This is a genomic window from Nonomuraea sp. NPDC050643, from assembly GCF_040654715.1.
In the GTDB taxonomy this organism is placed as follows: Bacteria; Actinomycetota; Actinomycetes; order Streptosporangiales; family Streptosporangiaceae; genus Nonomuraea.
On sequence record NZ_JBFAIM010000020.1, the window covers coordinates 184,228 to 202,836 of the forward strand.

An 18,609-nucleotide genomic window follows, 5' to 3' on the forward strand; every position below is an offset into this window, starting at 1 on the left:
ATGACCGTTTCCCGGTTTTTGCCCGAATGTGAACGGCGTGTTAATCGCTGCGCCGGATCACCGTTCGCGCACCGTGCCATCAGCCTCGATGGTGAGCTCGATGTTGGGGCCGCCTTCGCCGCACTCGGGGCCGTTGGGAAAGCGGCCCTTCGGGGTGGCGGTGACCGTGCGCTCCATGACCGGGGCGGAGGCGGCGTCGCGCAGCGTCAGGCGGACCTCGACAGGCCGCTTGGCCAGCCCGGCGACGTTGGCGAACCCGTGCTTGCCGCCGGTCGGGGCCATGGTCGCCGAGCAGGAGTCGCCCTCCGGGCAGGTCTGCTCCACCGCCTGGGTGGACGGCTGCAGGTCCGTACGCGCCTGCCGGCACGCGCCGTCCCAGCACACCTCCATCACGGCGGTCTGCGCCTTGTCCGCGAGCGCCCCTTCGACCTGGACGCCCACGCCGACGGGGGTGCCGATGGCCGTGCAGGGCCGCTCGTTCGAACAGCCGGCGGCGAACAGCAGGGCCGCGAGCAGGGCAGCGGTATTGGCAGCGGTACGGGCGGTGAGCCGGGCGGCGGTCTGGGCGGCGAGTCGAGGCACATCCCTAAGACGCGGCCCAGCCGCTCCCGGTTCGAAGCGCCGTGCGACCATCACATCAGGGGGCGGATCAGGGGGATTCTCATGCACGATCTGTGGTTCGGCGCGTTCCTGTCGCCTGAGGCCGGAGGGCGCGACCGGCTGCTGCGCCACGTCACGCTGGCCGACCGGCTCGGGCTCGACCTGATCGGCGTCCAGGACCATCCCTACCAGGCGGACTTCCTGGACACCTGGACGCTGCTGTCGGCCGTCGCGGCGCGTACCGAGCGGATCCGGCTGGTGCCCGACGTGCTCAACCTGCCGCTGCGGCCCCCCGCCGTGCTGGCCAGGGCGGCGGCCTCGCTCGACCTGCTTAGCGGCGGCCGGGTGGAGCTGGGGCTGGGGGCGGGCGCGTTCTGGAACGCGATCGCGGCCATGGGCGGGCGCCGGCTCTCCCCTCCGGAGTCGATCGAGGCGCTGGCCGAGGCCATCACGGTGCTGCGCGCGCTGTGGACGCCGGGCGAGCCCGTCGTGTTCGAAGGCACGCACTACCGGCTCGGCGGCGCGCGGCCGGGACCGTTCCCCGCGCATCCGATCGGCATCTGGATCGGCGCGATCAAGCGCAGGATGCTGGAGCTGACCGGGCGGATGGGCGACGGCTGGCTGTGCTCCTCCTTCTACAGCCCGCCCGGCGCGGTGGCCGGGCAGGCGAAGGTGCTCGACGCGGCGGCCGCGGACGCCGGGCGCGATCCGGCGCGGATCCGCAAGGTCTACAACATCGGCGGCACGTTCGCGCCGCTGCCCGGCCCCGGCTTCCTCGACGGGCCCGCCCGGCTGTGGGCCGAGCAGCTCACCGAGCTGGTGCTCGGCGTGGGCATGACCGGGTTCGTGCTGGCGCCGGGGCCGGAGGCGGAGCGGGACCTGCGCACGTTCGCCGAAGAGGTCGCGCCCGCCGTGCGCGAGGCCGTGGCCAGGGAGCGGGGACGGCCCGCGCCCGCGCCCGTCGAGCGGCCGATCACGCTCGCCGACCTGGACGAGGCCGGACGGCCGCGGGCCGGCAAGCACGACCCGGCGGAGCTGACGCCGGAGCAGCGGCGGCTCGGGCGGCACCTGGTCGAGGTGCACGACGGCTACCGGCAGGAGATGCGGCAGGTCCAGGACGCGGTGGAGCAGGTGGCCACGGAACTGCCGGACGCCGGGCGACCGCGTCCGGCGAACGACCGGCCGGCCATGCGCCAGAACCTCTGGACGCTGGGCACCTACTGCGCGACGTTCCGCCGGCTGCTGGCCGTGCACCACACGGTCGAGGACGAGAGCATGTTCCCGGCCGTCCTGGAGCGTGAGCCGGCGCTGGCGCCGGTGATCAAGAAGCTGGAGCAGGAGCACGAGGTCATCGCCGAGCTGCTCGCCGGGCTCGACGAGGCGTGCGTGGAGCTGCTCGGCGACCCGGCCGCGCTCGACCGGGTCAGGGCCAGGGCGGACCGGCTGGCGGACGTGCTGTCGTCGCACTTCGCGTACGAGGAGGAGGAGCTCGTCGAGCCGATCGCCCGCCTCGGCATCCGGGTATAGGCGGAGCGCGGGCGTCTACGGAGCGAAGGCGCTGATCTCGGGCGGCGTCTCGCGCTCCAGGATCGAGCGGGCCAGCGCGTCGCCGGTCAGCGGCGCCATCGTCAGCCCCGCCGCGCCGAACCCGGTCACCACGTGCAGCCCCGCCGCGCCCGGCAGCGCGCCCACGATGGGCAGCTCGCCGCCGGGCAGGGGCCGCAGCCCGACCCGGGTCTCGATGAGCGTCGCCCCGGCCAGCCCCGGCGCCATCCCGAGCGCGTCCGACAGCACCTGCCACTGCCCGCGCGCGGTCACCCGGGCGTCGAACCCGCTGCCCGTCTCCCTGGTCGCGCCGACCACCACCCGCGAGTCGTCGAAGGCCACCAGGTAGTGGTGCGACAGCGGATGCACCGAGGGCCAGCCGCCGGTGTCGACGCCGTCGAGCCGGAGAAGGGTGATCTGCCCCCGCTGCGGCTCGACCGCCAGGCGGACGCCGAACGGTTCGAGCAGGTCGTTCACCCAGGCCCCCGACGCGATCACCACGTCGTCGGCCTCGAGCACGCCCGCGTCCGTCTCGACGGCCGGCGCGCCGTGCGGGCGCGGCAGCAGGCGGGCCCGGCCCGGCACCGGCCGCGCGCCGTGGTGGGCGGCACCGGCCAGCAGCGCGTCGCGCATGGTGCGCCCGTCCACCCGGCCGCCGCCCGAGATGAACACGCCCTCGAGGTCACGGGCGAGCACCGGGACCAGGGCCCGCACCTCGTCGTTGCCGAGGCGCCGGACCTCGCCCTCGACGCTCGACGCCCAGGGCGAGATGATGCCCGCGCCGGCCGCCGTCGCCTGTCCGGGCAGGGCGGAGTCGACGACCGTGACGTCCGCCCCGCGGCGGGCCAGCGCGAAGGCGGTGCTCGCGCCGGCGATGCCGCCGCCGATGACGATGACGCGGTGCTGTTCCACGGTGCCGCTCCCCCGATCCTTTCCCAGGAGGCTATCCTCGTCACACACGTCCGTCCGCTTGGGGCCCTTCTGATCGGGTAACACCTGCGACGACACATCTTTCCCGTACATCACAGTGGAGCCGGGCTTGGACGTATCCGCCGCCGTGTGGTGGCTGACGATCCTGGGGATCGTCGGGCTGCTGCTGTTCGACTTCGTCTTTCATGTGCGCAAGGCGCACGTGCCCACGCTGCGCGAGGCGGCGGTCTGGTCGGCCGCGTACGTGGGCTTCGCCCTCCTGTTCGGCGTCGGCGTCTGGATCTTCGGCGGGTCCGACCCCGGGACCGAGTATTTCGCCGGTTACATCACCGAGAAGGCGCTGTCGGTCGACAACCTGTTCGTGTTCCTCGTCATCATGGGCAGCTTCAAGGTGCCGCGCGCCGACCAGCAGAAGGCGCTGCTGTTCGGCATCGTCTTCTCGCTCATCGCGCGGACCGGGTTCATCCTGCTCGGGGCCGCGCTGATCAACACGTTCGCCTGGGCGTTCTACCTGTTCGGCCTCATCCTGCTGGTCACGGCGGGCAACCTGCTCAAGCAGGAGGGCGAGGAGGGCCGCTCCCCCGACAACCTCATGGTCCGCGTCGCCCGCAGGCTGGTGCGCACCACCGACCACTACGACGGCGACAGGCTGTTCACGGTCGAGAACGGCAAGCGGGTCATGACGCCGATGTTGCTCGTCATGATCGCCATCGGCGGGACCGACATCCTGTTCGCGCTCGACTCGATCCCGGCCATCTTCGGCCTGACCCAGAACGTCTTCATCGTCTTCACCGCCACCGCCTTCTCCCTGCTGGGGCTGCGGCAGCTCTACTTCCTCATCGACGGCCTGCTCGACCGGCTGATCTACCTGTCCTACGGCCTGGCCGTCATCCTCGGCTTCATCGGGGTCAAGCTCATCCTGCACGCGCTGCACGAGAACAACGTGCCGTTCGTCAACGACGGCGAACCGGTGCCGGTGATGGAGATCAGCACCGGGCTGTCCCTGTCGGTGATCCTCGGCGTGCTGCTGATCACGGTGGTGGCCTCGCTGGCCAGCCCCAAGGGCCGGGCGCAGAACACCGTGTCGGCGGCGCGCCGGCACGCCCAGGAGTATCTGGAGGTCGAGCACGACCCGGAACTGCGCGAGGAGCTGTTCGGGAAGCTGTGCGCCGAGGAGCAGCAGCTCAAGAAACTGCCGGAGAAGTACCGCAGGCTCATCCGCCAGGAGGAGAAGCTGATGTCGCTGCTGCGCCGCGCGCACGAGGAGCACGAGGAGGACCGGCGCCGGGGCGTCGCGGACTGACGCCCCGGCGTACGGTCGCACCCACTCGGTCACACCCACTCGGTCACGCCCGCTTGTGACCGTCCGAGCCGTTGCCGTCGTAGCCGAGCAGCCGCATGGCCGTGTCCGGGTCCATCGCGGCGGCCAGGAGCTGGGCTCTGGCGTGGGCCTGGTCGCGTTCGTGTTCGGCCTTGACCTGCGAGGCGCGTACCCCCTTGATCGCGACGAACGCGAGCCCCGCGCCCACGATCACCGCGACGATCACCACGAACAGCAGCAGCATCAGCGCCGGCGAGGCCCCCAGAGGTGAGGGGACCGCGTTCGAGCCATTGCCGGCCGTGCTCGTGCCCGTCACCGCGAGCGCCGCGATGATGGACAGCACCACGAGCCCGAGCAGGCTGGCGATGACCAGCCAGACCCGGCCCGCGAGCCGGCGCCGCGCGGACGGCGGGCCGGCGACCGGGGCGGGGGTGGCGACCACGAGGGGCGCCTGCGGCGTCGCCGCCGCCACGGGGGCGGGCGGTGCGACGGCCGCCCACGGCACGAACTCCGGCCGATCGGGCTGGTGGTCACCGGGCGCGACCGGCACCCCTTGAACGGGCACCCCTTGAACCGGCGCCTGCGCGACCGGCATCCCGCCGACCGGCGCCTGGGCGGCCGGGGTCTGGGCAGCCGGGGTCTGGGCAGCCGGGGTCTGGGCGGCCGGCGGCGCCTGGATCACCGGCCTCTGCCCGTCCGGCGGCACCTGACCCAGCGGCGGCACCTGACCGAACGCCGGCGCCTGACCGGCCAGCGGCGCGTGACCGAGCGGCGCCTGACCGAGCGGGCCCGTCAGGCGGATGGCCTTGACACCGGGGCCGGTGAAGGCGACCGGGGCCAGCTCGACCGGCTCCTCCACCAGGCCGGGCAGGTCGCGCTCGATGCGGCTGTGCTCCTTGTGCGCCCTGGCCGCGTCGTGGTGGTAGTCCTCCAGCTCCTGGTAGAGCTCGTCGGAGGCGTAGATCGTGCCGTCGATGAGCGGCCCGGTCTCGCCTCGGATGATCGCCACCACGTCGTCGCCGTTGAGCGTCTTGTGCGTCTCCAGCGCGTGCGCCAGGCAGAGCACCTCCCTGCGGTGCTCCTGCAGCAGCGCCTCGGTCTTCTCCAGCAGCCGCACCAGGTTGAACTCGATCCGCTCCCCCAGCACGTCGGGGGTCAGATCGGGCTGGTTCCTGGCGGGCTCCCGGTCGGTGATGCCGATGGCACCACCGACGCCGCGCTTGCGCACGGCCTTGCCGCCCATGATCTCCAGCTCCTGCAGCGCGGGCAGCGAGGTGACGCCGGAGCCCATGCCCCAGTACGACTCCATCATCGCCGTCAGGTACGTGGCCGAGTACAGGTCGCCCGAGACGCCCGAGGAGTTGTCCTCGCCGAAGAACATGCGCTCGCCGGCCAGCGAGGCCAGGGAGACCATGATGTCGGCCTCGTGCTCGGACTTCCACCGGGTGAACTGGTCCTCGGGCTTGATCGAGGCGACCATGCCCAGGTAGTCGGCGCCCTTCTCGATCGTGGCGATGTCGATCTCGAGGTGGAAGCGGGTCACGTACGCCACGACGGCGTGGCAGGCCTCGTGCACGGCCACGGCGTGCCGCTCGCGCTCGATGTACTCGACGTCCTCGGGCGGGCCGAGCTGCTTGAGCCGCTTGGCGCGCAGCACGTCCGACCAGGTGATGATCTCGCGCCCGTCCCGGATGGCGGTGATGAGCGACTCGTTGACCAGGTCCTTGATCGTGGCGCCGGTGGCGTACGGGGTGATGGTGGCGAGTTTGTCGATCTGCTGCGGGGTCAGCTCGTGCCACACCTTGTCGAAGTACCCCTGGTACGTGCGCACCCGCCCGGCCTTCGACGGGTAGCCGACCTTGTAGATGCGGTCGATGCGGCCGGGCCGCAGCAGCGCCTCGTCCAGCGCGTCGGGCCGGTTCGTGGCCATCATGACGAGGATGCGGTATTTGGGCGGCGGCTTCGGCCGCATCCCGAGCAGCCGTCGTACGAGGCGGTTGAAGAACCCGCGCGGCTTCTTGAGCCCGGACAGCTCGGTGAGCAGCGCCTGCAGCGTGCCGGGGTCGCCGCTGCTGTTCATGCCCCCGCCCATGAAGAAGCGGTTGCGCCGGCCCGGGTCCTCCTCGGCCCGGCCCCCGGCGCGGAAGGCGAGCATCTCGCGGGTCTCCTCGGACAGGTAGTTCATGCCGTGGCAGCCGGCGTGGCCGGACAGCCCCGAGAATCCGCCCTGTCCGGGCGGGCCCTGCTGGGCCAGGCGGCCGCGCTTGCCGAGCGAGTCGGCCTCGTCGAAGAAGACGATCACGCCGCCGTACCGGAGCGCGAGCTTGCGCAGCTTCCTGAACAGCCCCTTGACCTTGAGGATCCCGATGCCCATGAACATGTTCGTGAACGCGCCCGGATCCACGAACACGTACGGCTTGCCGGTCTCGCCGGCCACGGCCTCGGCCATGAGGGTCTTGCCGGTGCCCGGCGGTCCCCACAGCAGCAGGCCGCTGGGGACGTACCCGCCGCGCTTCTCGATCTCGTCGGGCCGCTCCAGGAAGACGATGTTCTCCTGGACGCGCTCCACCACGTGGTCCTGGCCCCACACGTCGTGGAAGCGGGTCTTGATGTCGTCGGGGAAGTACGTCTCGACGCCGCCCCTGGACAGGAACCAGAACAGGCCCACGAACTGGATGATGATGACGAAGAACAGGAACACGATCTGGAGCAGGAACGGCAGCGCCTGCCAGATCAGCGCGGGCGCCTGCATGAGGGCCACGAACGGGCTGACGTCCAGCACCGCTCCCAGCACCAGGGCGATCAGCGTGACGAAGAACACGATCTTGAGGGCCCGCGAGAGGCGGTAGCGGGTCCAGTCGTCGAAGCGGCGGTGCGTCCAGCGTTCGAACCCGCCGAAGACCTTCACGCTCCAGAAGCGGTGGTAGGCCGACCAATGCTCGCTGACGAAGAAATGGAGCTGGCGGACGGCCTCCAGGCCGATCAGCCAGAAGATCCAGGGATGGTCGTACGCGATCTGCTGCGCGGCCTGGGAGAACGTGGCGATGCCCTGATAGTCGGCCATCATCTTCCACGTGAGGATCAGGTAGGCCAGCACCAGGGCGATGAGGAATTTGCTCCGGTCCCAGAACTGCATCTTCTTTCTGGTGACGGCCTCGGGATCGGATGGACCGCTGCCGGGGGCGCGCAGCCCTTCATGGTGAGTGCTCGTGGTCAATGGTGCTCCCCTTATCCAGGCAGCCGGAGCAGCTTGAAAGAACTCGCGATCTTGTCGAACTCGGCGGCGCGCTTCCGGAAACAGAGCGATCGGCAGCCGATGAGCATGACGGAGACCGTGGCGCCCTTCTCGTCGAGGATCGCCGTGTGATCGAACGTCTGGATGTCGTTGCCGATCTGGTAGTTGAAGCGGACCCGGACGCCTCGTGCGCCGGCGTCGAGGGACAGCACCTCGTCCTTGACGGCTTCGAAGCGGTTGAACATCGGCGGCTGGCCGGCGGCCACCGCCTGCTGCAGGTAGAGCAGGCGTACCTGCTCGGTGACCGGCAGGACGAAGTCGCGCAGCCTGTTCAGGGAGATGGAGTCCCGTTGCTCCTGGGTGAGCTGGTGCACGGTGGCGTAGACGAACGGATCCGCCGAGCCGAGCAGATGATTGACCGACGGTTCCGCCGCCTGGTCGAACGCCGTCGACCAGACCCGCTGCGCCCGCAGCAGCGCCGCCTGCGAGTTCGGATGGTCGCCGGACAGGTACAGCTCGATGGGATAGGCGTCGAGCTGCGTGAACGTGGCGGGGACCTTGAAATAGGTCGTACCGGCCTTGTCGCGTACGTAGGTGAACTCCGGCTGCCCGCAGGCGGACAGCGTCAGGACCGCGACCATGAGCGCGATCAAAGCCCGTGCTTTTTTCACCAGGGCTTACCTCCGCTTTACGGACCAACGGAGTTGTTGTGCCCGCTTTCCAGAGGAATGGACCCGATAGAGGCTGGAAAATCTTGACCAAATCTTGGCCAAGCATTGGCTTTACTTGTTACAGATCAAATATGCCGCGCGTGAAGGGGTTGCGTCACTCCGTGGTCGCGGTGCGTACAACGTTCATGCAACCCCCATTGGTTCAACTCAGGAAGTAGCGAAAGATATGAGGATCCCTTCCGACCACCTCGGAGCGCACAATGACAGAACCCGCAATGGAGACCGTCGACTCCTTCGGTATGACGGCCGAGCGCCAGTTCGCCGACGTGTGGTCCAGAACGGTCCTGTCGGTGCGGGAGCGCCGGTTGCTCCTGCTCGGGCTGCTCGTCGGCCAGGGGCTGCACGACCTGACCGACGACCAGCTCGACGTCGCCCTGCGCGCGGGCGACCTGACCGAGACCGAGCTGCGGGAAGTGGTCGTGTTCCTGACGCACTACGCGGGCTGGGCCCGGGGCGGCATGCTGAACGACCAGGTGGAGCGGCTGGTGGAGCGGGTCAGGCAGGGTCGATCCGGTAAACAGGACCACGCAGACTGAGCGCGTACAGCTCGCCGTCGGGGCCCTCGCCGAACGACGAGAGCTGGTCGACCTCGCCGACCTCGGCCGCGGCCTCGATCTCGTCGACGGGCGCGGCCTTGACCCAGCCGGCGCAGAAGTCGCCGTACAGGAAGTGTCCCCGCAGCCAGGGGATCTTCGTGCCCCGGTAGACGTGCCCGGCGATGACCGAGCAGTTGCCGCCCTCGTTGAGCGGGTAGACGATCACCGGGTCGACCAGCTCACGGCCTCGCCCGCCGTTGAAGGGGCGCTTGCCCTCACGCAGGTTCCAGCCGTAGTTCTCGCCGCCCTCCGAGCCCGCGGGCTGGTGGTCGACCTCCTCCCAGGCGTTCTGGCCGACGTCGCCGATCCACAGGTCGCCGGTGTCGCGGTCGAAGCTGAACCGCCAGGGGTTGCGCAGGCCGTACGCCCAGATCTCGGGCCGCGCGCCCCGCTCGCCGACGAACGGGTTGTCCTCGGGAACCGTGTACGGCCTGCCACGCGGGTCGATGCGCAGGATCTTGCCGAGCAGCGTGCCCAGGTCCTGGCCGTTGCCCTCCGGGTCGCCCCCGCTGCCGCCGTCGCCGAGCGCGATGTAGAGGTGGCCGTCGGGGCCGAAGGCGAGCTGGCCGCCGTTGTGGTTGGCGTACGGCTGGTCCTGGGTGAGGACGTCGCGCCTGGCGGTGGCCCGGGTGCCGTCGTAGGCCCACTCGGTGACGTGGGTGTCGCCCTGCGCGTCGGTCCAGTCGAGGTAGACCCAGCGGCCCGTGGGGTGGAACGCCACGCCGAGCAGCCCCTGCTCGTTGCCGCCGCTCACCTCCTTGGACAGGTCGATCACCGTCTTGCCGCCGGAGGTGCGCAGCCGGCCCGTCTGCTCGGCGATGTAGAGCCGGTCGTCGCCCTTGCGCACGGCGAAGGCCACCGGCTGCTCCAGCCGGGCGATCTCGGTGAAGCGCAGCTCTCCCGGCTCGGTCTCCTGGGGAGCCGCAGGGGTGGTCGTCTCAGGCGCGGCGGTCGTCGGCTCAGAAGCGGACTCAGAGGCCGGCCGGGTCGCCGGTTCCGGGACCGGCCGCGCGGCCGAGCATGCTGTGAGGGCCACGAGGACGAGCACGGCCAGGACGAGGCGCACGTCGTTCATCCTGCCATGGACGTTAGGGTTCAGGCATGCCTACCGCATTGATCACCGGTGCCACCGCCGGCATCGGCGCCGCCTTCGCCCGCCGCCTGGCCGCCGACGCGTTCTCTCTCGTCCTCGTGGCCAGGGACGAGCTCCGGCTCGCCCAGGCCGCCGACCAGCTCAAGCTCAGGTACGGCGTCGACGTCGAGGTGCTGCCCGCCGACCTGGCGACCGAGGAGGGTCTGGCCAAGGTCGAGGCGCGGCTAAAGGACGGCGTGGACCTTCTGGTGAACAACGCCGGTTTCGGCAACCCCGGCCGCTTCCCGCATGTGCCGGTCGAGCGCGAGCTGCGGATGCTCAAGGTGCACTGCGAGGCGGTCCTGCGGCTGACACTGGCCGCGCTGCCCGGCATGCGGGAGCGGGACCGGGGCGCGATCGTGAACGTGGCCTCCGTGGCGGCGTTCTTCACCCGCGGCACCTACGGCGCGTCCAAGGCGTGGGTGGTCAACTTCAGCGAGTCCGCCGCGAACGAGGTGCGCAACCCGCGCATCAAGATCATGGCGCTGTGCCCCGGTTTCGTGCGGACCGAGTTCCACCAGCGCGCCTCGATGGACACCTCCGGCATCCCCGGCTTCCTGTGGCTGAAGGCCGACGACGTGGTGCGTGAGGCGATGCGCGACCTGGCGATGGGCAGGCGGGTGTCGGTCCCCGACCTTCGCTACAAGGCCATCGTGGCGGTCGGCCGGCTCGTGCCGCGCGGCCTGCAGTCCCTGGTGTCGAACCGGATCGGCCGCTGACGAGCCCCGAACCCGTACCCGTACCCGAACCCGTCAGGAGATAGAACGGGCCCCCGCCGCGGGAGGGGGTCGCGGTGGGGGCCCGAGCGGCCGTGGGCGACGCCCACGGCCGGGAATCAGGGGTCAGAGGTCAGCGGTTCGCCTCGTGACCGATGGACAGACCCGAGGACGGGTCGAAGAAGTGCAGGTTGTGCGTGTCGAGGACCAGGTCGATGTTCTGGCCGGGGCGCACGTGGCTGCGGGCGTTGACGCGGGCGGTCCACAGGGACTTGTCGCCCACGAGCGGCAGCGCCGCCTCCTCGTCGTCGCCGGTGTCGGCGGCGGCGACGGTGTCCTTGTGCTCGACGGGCGGGGCGTCGATCAGGAACAGCACGTTGATCTCGGAGCCCAGCTCCTCGGTGACCTCCGCCTTGACCGGCAGCGTGGCCCAGCCGTTGGCGTGGTTGCCGGCCGACGTCGCGTCCTCGAAGTCGGACGGGCGGATGCCGAGAATGATCTTCTTGCCGATGTACTGGTCGAGACCGGGCTTGTCGGTGAAGGTCGAGTCGGGGATCGACAGCTTGATGTCGGCGAAGGTGACCGCGGCGCCGCCGTCGCGGACCAGCTCGGCGGTCACGAAGTTCATCGACGGCGAACCCATGAAGCCGGCGACGAACAGGTTGACCGGCTTGTCGAACAGGTTCTGCGGGGTGTCGACCTGCTGCAGGAGACCGTCGCGCAGGACGCAGACGCGGTCGCCGAGGGTCATGGCCTCGACCTGGTCGTGGGTGACGTACACGGTGGTGACGCCGAGACGCTCGTGCAGCGTGTTGAGGGAGGCGCGCATGGAGACGCGGAGCTTGGCGTCCAGGTTGGACAGCGGCTCGTCCATGAGGAAGGCCTGCGGCTCACGCACGATGGCGCGGCCCATGGCGACACGCTGGCGCTGACCACCGGAGAGGGCGGCCGGCTTGCGCTTGAGGTAGGTCTCGAGGCCGAGCATCTTGGCGGCGTCGTTGACGCGCTTCTGGATCTCCGGCTTGGGCATCTTGCGGAGCTTGAGGCCGAAGGCGAGGTTCTCCTCGACCGTCATGTGCGGATAGAGCGCGTAGTTCTGGAAGACCATCGCGATGTCGCGGTCCTTGGGCGGCAGGTGGTTGACGACCTTGTCGCCGATGGAGATCTCTCCGCCGCTGATGTCTTCGAGGCCGGCGATCATCCGGAGCGCGGTCGACTTACCGCAACCGGAGGGGCCGACCAGCACCATGAACTCGCCGTCCTTGATCTCAAGGTTCAGCCCGTTCACGGCCTTCACGCCACCGGCGTAAATCTTGTCGACGTTCGTCAGAACGATGGATGCCATGACATTCCTTCGCGCTCCAGGGCTGTGGCCCGGACGTTGTTACCGTTGCCCCACGTACGTGGATACGTTTTCAAGCATCTCACCCGAAACGGACATCGGTGTCAAGGGCTACGGCGTGACCAGCCTTTGTGGGCGCGGCCGTCTTCCAGTTCGGATGAAACCATGATGGAATCGTTTCCATGGAGAGGCGAGCGACGATCAAGGATGTGGCCGAGGCGGCCGGCGTGGGCGTCGCGACCGTGTCCCGGGTGCTGTCGGGCGGCTCGGCCAGCCCGCAGACCAGGGAGCGGGTCCTGGCCGTCGCCGCGCAGCTCGACTACCGCCCCAGCGCGCTGGGGCGCAACCTGCGCCAGCGGCGTACGGGCGGCATGGGCCTGCTCGTCCCCGACCTTACCGACACCTTCTACGGCCAGCTCGCCGAAGGCGTGCTCGCCTGCGCCCGCTCGGCCGGCGAGCCGGTCGTGCTCGGCTCCACGGGCGGCGATCCCGAGCAGGAGGCCGACCTGATCGGCATGCTGCTGGAGCAGAGCGTCGACCGCATGATCGCGGTGCCGTCGGGCGACGCGGAAACCTGGAGCCCAGCTATCCGCGCGGGCATGACCGTGGTCTTCGCCGACCGCCTCCCGGCCCCGCCCGGCGCCGCCGAGGACCCGGCGGGGGCGGCGGTCAAGGACCTCATGCTCCTCGACGGCCTCCCGTCCGCCGCAGCGTCAGCCGCGGCGGCCGCCCAGGCCCGCCGGCTGGACGTCCCCTCGGTGGTGGCCGACGACCGGGCCGGCATCCGTACGGCGGTCCGCTACCTGCGGGGCCTGGGCCACAAGCGCATCGCCTTCCTGGGCGGCCCCGGCCAGGACCGGCGGGTGACGGCCTTCAGGGAGGCGGTGGGGGCGCCGGTGGACGAGGAACTGGTCGTGTTCGGCACGGGCAGCCGCGACTCCGCCTACGCCGCCGCCTCGGGCCTGTTCCAGAGCCGCCCCGACCTGTCGGCGGTGGTGGCCGGCGGCAACGTGCTCGGGGAGGCGGCGGTGCTGGCCGCCAGGGAGCTGGACCTGCGGGTGCCGAAGGACGTGTCGCTGGTGATGTACGACGACGTGCCCTGGGCCGAACTCTGCTCCCCGCCCCTGACGGTGATCGCCCAACCGGGCCGCGACATGGGCTACCGCGCGGCCGAACTCATCCTCCGCTCAGGCGGCCGCCGCCCCCGCAGCGTCGTCCTGCCCACCGAACTCATCATCAGAGGAAGCTGCGGCCCCCGCCGTTAGGCTTCGGGACCCCGGTGTTCACCCGGGCACGACACCGAGCTCGACCAGAAGCCGCCACACCTCCGTTGAAGGAGCCCGGTCGAGCACCTTGCAGTCCGCCGCGTGTCCCTGTTTCGCGGAGCAGGCCATGCTCGGGCAGTTGGTGATCAGTGACCTGGCCCGGCCGACCGCGTCGGCCTCACCGCCGTTCAGCGCGGCCAGAGGAGCGGTGTCGAGGCGCTTGTCATAATTGCGAAAGGCGCGGTGAGCCGCCCGGAGCCGGTCCTGGACGTTCTTGGAGGTCGGCGCGCCGGGCACGCCTGCCATGAAGTGGAGCAGCAGCCAGAGCTCGAAGCACGGATGGGAGAACGCCACCCGCACTCCGGCCCTCTCGGCCCGCTCATGGGACTGCGCGACCCGGCTGTGCTCGTCCCTGTCGAAGAACGCCCACACCTGCTCGCGCGTGGGTCGTCCACTTCATCGAGCTTGTCCATGGCCCAGTTCACGACTTCGTCGGGTTTCAGCCCCTTGCGCTTCCAGAGCACGTGGATCTCGAAGGTGCGCGGATCGCCACCGAACCGCTCTTCCAGATGGCCCAGGTAGTCGCGCTCGGTGCTCTCGCCCTCGACGACCGCGTAGATGACCTTGCGTCTTCTGCCCTCGGTCACCGCACGTGGCACGCGGGCGCCCCCTGTCGGCGGCCCCTTCCTCCGCACCCCGCTCACGTGCGGACTCCGGCGGAACGCCTTTCGATCTCCACCGCCATACCGCCGAGGCCGATGTGGGGCACCCCGCCATAGCGGCCGCGCAGATATCCGCGTTCGAGACTCTCGTCCGCGCGCACACCGACCGACGTGAGGGGATAGAGCTCGGACTCGCCGGTCTTCCGCTTCTCGGTGATCCACACCTGCTCCCGATCCAGCGGGCGCTCGACGTGGGCCTTGCTCAGCAGGGTCACGTCGTGCCCGGTGAAGAGGAGCTGCGCTCCGCGCGGGTTGGCCACCGGGTCCTCGAAGAGCCGGACGACCTCGGCGACCAGCAACGGGTGCAGACTGGAGTCGAGTTCGTCGACCAGCAGCACCGCCCCGCCGTCCAGGGCTTCGAGCAGCGGCCCCAGGAACGCGAACCAGGCGAGGGTGCCGTAGGACTCCTCGTGCCCCATGTCGAGGGGAACGGGCTCCTCCTTGCCGTGGTGGACCAGGGAGACCTCGGGCGTCTCCTCGCCCCGGTCGGCGATCTCGACCCCGATGACACCCAGATCGGCCACGGCCAGCAGCCCCTCGATCCGATCGCGGAATCCGGGCCGCAGGAGTTTCCACCTCGTGGACGCATCGCGGTCGCGCAGGTCGTCACCCGGGCCGACGAGCCACAGATTGCGCTTGAACCAGTCGTGCAGCGGCGTCAGCTGCTTCAGCTGGAGTGAGCCCGCCGCCGTGAGGAACAAGGCGTTGGGCCTGGTGTAGTCGACCACCGGCCGCTTGGCGCCCTTCAGCCATTCGCTGGGGAAGCGGTATTCGGCCTCGCCGCGCTCCGGACGTTCCGCGTCCCGCTCGAACCACACCTGCCGCCGTCGGCTGCCCTGGCGGTAGACGTGGAGCCACTCGGTCTCCACCCGGACGTCGGACATCTCGAAGCCGTAGACGTATCTGTCCTCGCCGAGGACGACGTCCACCTCGAAGAGCGAGGCATCGCCCGACGCCTCCCGCTCCAGCGCGAAGGACCGCCTCGGTACGCCGGCGATGCGCGCCCAGTCGGCCACCGAGTCGAGCACGGCGTGCCGCATCCAGCACATGGCGTTCAGCACATTGGTCTTGCCCGAGGCATTGGCTCCGAAGATCGCCGCCACCGGTGAGATAGGCAGGCCCTGGACGGATCGAGCGGTGCGGTCGCTTCCTTCCGGAGTGAGCAACGACAGCTCGAACTCCTCCCGGAACGACAGGACGTTCGCGGCCCGGAACCCCACGAGCATGCCGTGCCTCCTCAGCGAACCAGGTGTCTGCCCCTAGCTTAAGCCTCCAGCGGAGAAAAACTCTCCAGATCGGCATCGAAATCCGGTATGACTGCCGATCTGGCCGGTCGCTCGATCCGGACGGCCGCCCTGAGCCCCGCCGTTAGAGGCCCAGGAGGGTCGTGGCGCCGTGGAGGAGTTCGGCTCGCAGGTCGGCGGCCGGGACGTCGGGGAGCTGGGTGATCGGGTCGGTGACGGCGGCGAACGCCTGGGCCGCGCGTACGCGTCCGCGCCAGTCCGGGTCCGGGCCCGCCAGCAGGTCCACCGCCCGCGTCATCAGGGCCACCACCCGCGACATGACCTCGGTCGTCTCGTCCCCGTAGACCGAGGCGTCGCGGAGGAGCAGGGCCATGGTGGCGCGGTGGGTCAGCATGACGTCGAGGCAGCCTTCGAGCACCTGCCGCTGGACCTCCGCCGGCTCCCGCCGCGCCGCCGCCGACTCGACCGCCGCCTCCAGCTCGTCGATCGGCGGGCCCACCAGGCTCGCCAGCAGCTCGCTCTTGCTGCGGAAGTGGTGGTACAGCGACGGCTTGGTGATGCCGACGCGGGCGGCGATGTCGCGCATGGAGGCCGCGCGGTAGGTCTGCGCGGTGAACAGCTCCCGTGCGGTCTCGATGATGCGCGACCTCGTGTCGCCCGACTCTTCCCTGGTCAACGGTGTGCTCCTCCGGCGGCGTACGGGTCGCCACAGCGTAGCAGCCCTACCTACCGGTAGGTTGATGGTCTTTCGCGGTCAGCCACCGGCCCCGGTGTAACGGCGCGGCAGGATGATGGCCGGGTTGTCGTCGAGGATCACGTCCGGCGGCCCGAACCGCGCCGCGACCTCCCGGATCTCCGGCTCGTCGAGCAGCAGCAGCCGGCCCTCGTCGATGAACGTCTCCCCGTCGACGACCACGGTGGGCCGGTCCACCTGGCAGTCGCAGTGCGCGAACCCGGGCCCCGACTTGACCGGCACGCCGTCGGTCAGGCCGTCGATGCCGCAGTAGAAGGCCCCGGCGTGCTTCTCCCGCTCGAACTGGGTGCCCCCGGCGATCCGGACCTTGGGGTTGAGCCCGAACAGGCCGTGGCGCATGTAGTAGCCACCGGGCGAGTAGCGGCGGAGCTGGGCCGCGGCGGCACCGCCCTCGATCTTGCGGACCAGGTTGCCCTCGAGGGTGATGCGCAGGGGCTCCTCCGGCACGCCGGTGACGGTGCAGTCCTCGACGACCAGCACGCCCTCGGTGTCGGTGGGCCAGAAGTTCGCGCCACCGTACGGAAAGGGCCGCCAGTCGCCGGGCCGCATCGCGCCGGGGTCGGGGTCGAACGCGAGCCCGCTGAACGTCACGTCGGTCCCCCGCCCGGACCTCACCCGGATCGACCCGGCCGCCGAGAGCTGCCGCAACGCCCGCTCCAGCAGCGCGTAGAAGACGGGCGCGGGCAGCCGCCCGCCGGTCAGCAGCGCGCCGGCGGTCGCGGTCATGTGGAGCGACAGGAAACGGGAGGACCGCGACTTGATCTGGTCGAAGAACAGCGGCGCCGTGTGCACCTCCCCCCACCAGGTGCCGCTGATCACCACGTCGGCCTCGTGGAACGCGGCCGTCTCGATCACGTGCGACGCCTCCCGGTCCCACCCACCGGGGCTGAACGGCGGCACCGACAGGATGCGCACGTCGGCGTCGCGCAAGGCCGCCGCCGCGGCGATGGCCTGGACGACGACCGGGTCCACCGTGTGCTCCATGAGCAGCAGGACCCGCTCTCCCCCTGTCAGCCGCACGTATTCATAAAGGTTGCGGACACCGGGCATCAACTCGACGATCGAGTACGGCCCCACCGCCGGCTGGTCGACATAGCTGAAAGGCGATCCTGCGTACGGATTGATCGTCATCGCGCGCTCCCTGCGGGCCAGGTCCGGGGGCCGGCGGCGGGCCGGCCGACAGCGTAGATCGATACCCAGCGCGGACGACCGCGTACCGCATCCGGGCCATCACGCTTCGAACGCCCATCGTCCGGTCATCCTCACCGATCACGCCGGTGACGCCGGAGGCTTTTCCCAGCTAATAGGGTCTTCCTTTGTGCTGTACGGCAGATCGGCGGAAATCGCCGCCATCGACGGGGTGATCTCCCAGGCCCGCGCCGGCGCGGGCGCGGCCCTGGTGCTGCGGGGCGAGGCGGGCGTGGGTAAGACGGCCCTGCTCGACCTGGCGGCCACCCGGGGCGGCGGCATGCGGGTGCTGCGCACCACCGGCGTGGAGCCGGAGTCGGACCTGGCGTTCGCCGCCCTGCACCAACTGCTGCGCCCGGCGGCCGGGTTGATCGACACGCTGCTCGACGCGCTGCCCGGGGTGCAGCGGGAGGCGGTACGCGGGGCGTTGGGGCTGGCCGCCACGGCGTCGGGGGATCGGTTCCTGCTGGCGGCCGGGGTCCTGTCCCTGCTGGCGGAGGCCGCCGCGCCGGACGGGCTGCTGTGCGTGGTGGACGACTTCCAGTGGGTGGACCGCGCCTCGGCCGACGCCCTGGTGTTCACGGCCAGGCGGCTGAGCACGGAACGCATCGCGATGCTCCTCGCCGTACGCGGGGACGGGGCCGCCGTGAAGGGTGTGCCGTCGGTGGAGGTCGGCGGGCTGTCCGGGAGCGCGGCGGCGCAGCTCCTGGACGCCGGTGCCGCGATGGCCCCGCAGGTCAGGCGGGAGCTGGCCGCGTTGACGGCGGGCAATCCGCTGGCCCTGCGCGAGACCGTCCGGCTGCTCACGCCCGGCCAGCTCACCGGCCGCGAGCCGCTGCCCGACCCGCTCCCGGGCGGCACCCAGCTCTTCGGCGACCAGGTGACCGCCCTCTCCGTGACGGCGCGCCTCGTCGCCCTGCTCGCGGCCCTCGAAGGCGACCTCGACCTGGTGCTGCGGGCCACCGAGCGGCTGACCGCGGCCCCGGCCCCACGCGCCGAACCGGGCGCGGGGCGGGTCGCGCTGGCGGAGGTGGAGGCGGCCGGGCTCGTGCGGGTGTCGGGGGCGAGCGTGCGTTTCCGGCACCCGCTCATCCGCTCGGCCGTGCACGAGGCGGCCACCCCCGCCGAGCGCCGGGAGGCGCACGCGGTGCTGGCCGGGCTCGCCGGCGGCGACCGCCACGCCGCACCCGCTCGAATCGGCATCGTTGGACTTGGCGAACCCCACCCCGATGCCCTTGGAGATGTCTCGCGTGCCCAGGTTGGTGGTCATGATGATGACCGTGTTCTT

Annotated in this window: 16 protein-coding genes; 6 read left to right on the forward strand and 10 right to left on the reverse strand. The window is 70.7% G+C overall.

All coding sequences use genetic code 11. The features are described 5' to 3' along the window. Nucleotides 1-57: 57 nt before the first annotated feature. Nucleotides 58-582 carry a hypothetical protein gene (locus AB0I15_RS27565; protein ID WP_358101362.1) on the reverse strand — a complete coding sequence of 175 codons (525 nt, stop codon included), beginning with the start codon at nt 580-582 and terminating at the stop codon, nt 58-60. An 81-nt stretch (nt 583-663) separates the two neighbouring features. Here AB0I15_RS27565 and AB0I15_RS27570 point away from each other — a divergent pair, with 81 nt between their 5' ends. Continuing rightward, nucleotides 664-2,127 carry an LLM class flavin-dependent oxidoreductase gene (locus tag AB0I15_RS27570; RefSeq protein WP_358101365.1) on the forward strand — a complete coding sequence of 488 codons (1,464 nt, stop codon included), beginning with the start codon at nt 664-666 and terminating at the stop codon, nt 2,125-2,127. 15 nt (nt 2,128-2,142) lie between these two features. Here AB0I15_RS27570 and AB0I15_RS27575 read toward each other — a convergent pair whose 3' ends face one another. Beyond that, the gene (locus AB0I15_RS27575) at nt 2,143-3,057 is read right to left on the reverse strand and encodes an FAD-dependent oxidoreductase (RefSeq protein WP_358101368.1); all 915 of its coding nucleotides are present in this window, start codon (nt 3,055-3,057) and stop codon (nt 2,143-2,145) included. 127 nt (nt 3,058-3,184) lie between these two features. Between AB0I15_RS27575 and AB0I15_RS27580 the strand changes: the two genes are divergently transcribed. Beyond that, nucleotides 3,185-4,378, forward strand: a complete 1,194-nt coding sequence (locus tag AB0I15_RS27580; RefSeq protein ID WP_358101370.1) for a TerC/Alx family metal homeostasis membrane protein — start codon at nt 3,185-3,187, stop codon at nt 4,376-4,378. 43 nt (nt 4,379-4,421) lie between these two features. Here AB0I15_RS27580 and AB0I15_RS27585 read toward each other — a convergent pair whose 3' ends face one another. Continuing rightward, nucleotides 4,422-7,613, reverse strand: a complete 3,192-nt coding sequence (locus tag AB0I15_RS27585) for an AAA family ATPase (RefSeq protein WP_358101373.1) — start codon at nt 7,611-7,613, stop codon at nt 4,422-4,424. 11 nt (nt 7,614-7,624) lie between these two features. Next, on the reverse strand, nt 7,625-8,272 hold the full coding sequence (locus tag AB0I15_RS27590) for a hypothetical protein (RefSeq protein ID WP_358101375.1): 648 nt from the start codon (nt 8,270-8,272) through the stop codon (nt 7,625-7,627). 290 nt (nt 8,273-8,562) lie between these two features. Between AB0I15_RS27590 and AB0I15_RS27595 the strand changes: the two genes are divergently transcribed. Beyond that, nucleotides 8,563-8,898 carry a carboxymuconolactone decarboxylase family protein gene (locus tag AB0I15_RS27595; protein ID WP_358101378.1) on the forward strand — a complete coding sequence of 112 codons (336 nt, stop codon included), beginning with the start codon at nt 8,563-8,565 and terminating at the stop codon, nt 8,896-8,898. On the opposite strand, the gene AB0I15_RS27600 is transcribed toward AB0I15_RS27595, so the two are convergent. Beyond that, complete coding sequence (locus tag AB0I15_RS27600; RefSeq protein ID WP_358101381.1) at nt 8,858-10,033, reverse strand: PQQ-dependent sugar dehydrogenase; 1,176 nt, start codon at nt 10,031-10,033, stop codon at nt 8,858-8,860. The two genes, AB0I15_RS27595 and AB0I15_RS27600, sit on opposite strands and share 41 nt — an antisense overlap. 26 nt (nt 10,034-10,059) lie before the next feature. Between AB0I15_RS27600 and AB0I15_RS27605 the strand changes: the two genes are divergently transcribed. Beyond that, nucleotides 10,060-10,809 (forward strand): SDR family oxidoreductase, encoded by a 750-nt coding sequence (locus tag AB0I15_RS27605; protein WP_358101384.1) that lies wholly within the window; start codon nt 10,060-10,062, stop codon nt 10,807-10,809. A 130-nt stretch (nt 10,810-10,939) separates the two neighbouring features. Here the strand turns inward: AB0I15_RS27605 and ugpC are convergent, their stop codons facing one another. After that, a complete protein-coding gene (ugpC, locus tag AB0I15_RS27610; protein WP_358101386.1) occupies nt 10,940-12,151 on the reverse strand; it encodes a sn-glycerol-3-phosphate ABC transporter ATP-binding protein UgpC in 1,212 nt (403 codons plus the stop codon). A gap of 179 nt (nt 12,152-12,330) precedes the next feature. On the opposite strand from ugpC, the gene AB0I15_RS27615 reads away from it, so the two are divergent. Then, entirely contained in the window at nt 12,331-13,413 is a 1,083-nt protein-coding gene (locus tag AB0I15_RS27615; protein ID WP_358101389.1) for a LacI family DNA-binding transcriptional regulator, read from the forward strand. Nucleotides 13,414-13,431: 18 nt separating this feature from the next. On the opposite strand, the gene AB0I15_RS27620 is transcribed toward AB0I15_RS27615, so the two are convergent. The 4 genes from AB0I15_RS27620 to AB0I15_RS27635 all read right to left on the reverse strand — a co-directional run bounded on the left by AB0I15_RS27620 (nt 13,432) and on the right by AB0I15_RS27635 (nt 17,264). Continuing rightward, entirely contained in the window at nt 13,432-13,845 is a 414-nt protein-coding gene (locus tag AB0I15_RS27620; protein ID WP_358101392.1) for an RloB family protein, read from the reverse strand. A 268-nt stretch (nt 13,846-14,113) separates the two neighbouring features. Then, complete coding sequence (locus AB0I15_RS27625; RefSeq protein WP_358101395.1) at nt 14,114-15,361, reverse strand: ATP-binding protein; 1,248 nt, start codon at nt 15,359-15,361, stop codon at nt 14,114-14,116. A gap of 142 nt (nt 15,362-15,503) precedes the next feature. Beyond that, nucleotides 15,504-16,055 (reverse strand): helix-turn-helix domain-containing protein, encoded by a 552-nt coding sequence (locus AB0I15_RS27630; protein WP_358101398.1) that lies wholly within the window; start codon nt 16,053-16,055, stop codon nt 15,504-15,506. Between the two features lie 78 nt (nt 16,056-16,133). Then, nucleotides 16,134-17,264: a hypothetical protein gene (locus tag AB0I15_RS27635; RefSeq protein WP_358101401.1), complete on the reverse strand. Its 1,131-nt coding sequence runs from the start codon at nt 17,262-17,264 to the stop codon at nt 16,134-16,136. A 187-nt stretch (nt 17,265-17,451) separates the two neighbouring features. Here AB0I15_RS27635 and AB0I15_RS27640 point away from each other — a divergent pair. After that, nucleotides 17,452-18,609: ATP-binding protein (locus AB0I15_RS27640; RefSeq protein WP_358101403.1), on the forward strand; the 1,158-nt coding region annotated here is incomplete at its 3' end.

Excerpts from the sequence above, each read along its gene's own strand:
- AB0I15_RS27625 (WP_358101395.1), bottom strand. The coding sequence starts at position 15,361 with ATGCTCGTGGGGTTCCGGGCCGCGAACGTCCTGTCGTTCCGGGAGGAG.
- AB0I15_RS27635 (WP_358101401.1), bottom strand. The coding sequence starts at position 17,264 with ATGACGATCAATCCGTACGCAGGATCGCCTTTCAGCTATGTCGACCAG.
- AB0I15_RS27615 (WP_358101389.1), top strand. The coding sequence starts at position 12,331 with ATGGAGAGGCGAGCGACGATCAAGGATGTGGCCGAGGCGGCCGGCGTG.
- AB0I15_RS27590 (WP_358101375.1), bottom strand. The coding sequence starts at position 8,272 with ATGGTCGCGGTCCTGACGCTGTCCGCCTGCGGGCAGCCGGAGTTCACC.
- ugpC (WP_358101386.1), bottom strand. The coding sequence starts at position 12,151 with ATGGCATCCATCGTTCTGACGAACGTCGACAAGATTTACGCCGGTGGC.
- AB0I15_RS27600 (WP_358101381.1), bottom strand. The coding sequence starts at position 10,033 with ATGAACGACGTGCGCCTCGTCCTGGCCGTGCTCGTCCTCGTGGCCCTC.
- AB0I15_RS27605 (WP_358101384.1), top strand. The coding sequence starts at position 10,060 with ATGCCTACCGCATTGATCACCGGTGCCACCGCCGGCATCGGCGCCGCC.
- AB0I15_RS27595 (WP_358101378.1), top strand. The coding sequence starts at position 8,563 with ATGACAGAACCCGCAATGGAGACCGTCGACTCCTTCGGTATGACGGCC.
- AB0I15_RS27570 (WP_358101365.1), top strand. The coding sequence starts at position 664 with ATGCACGATCTGTGGTTCGGCGCGTTCCTGTCGCCTGAGGCCGGAGGG.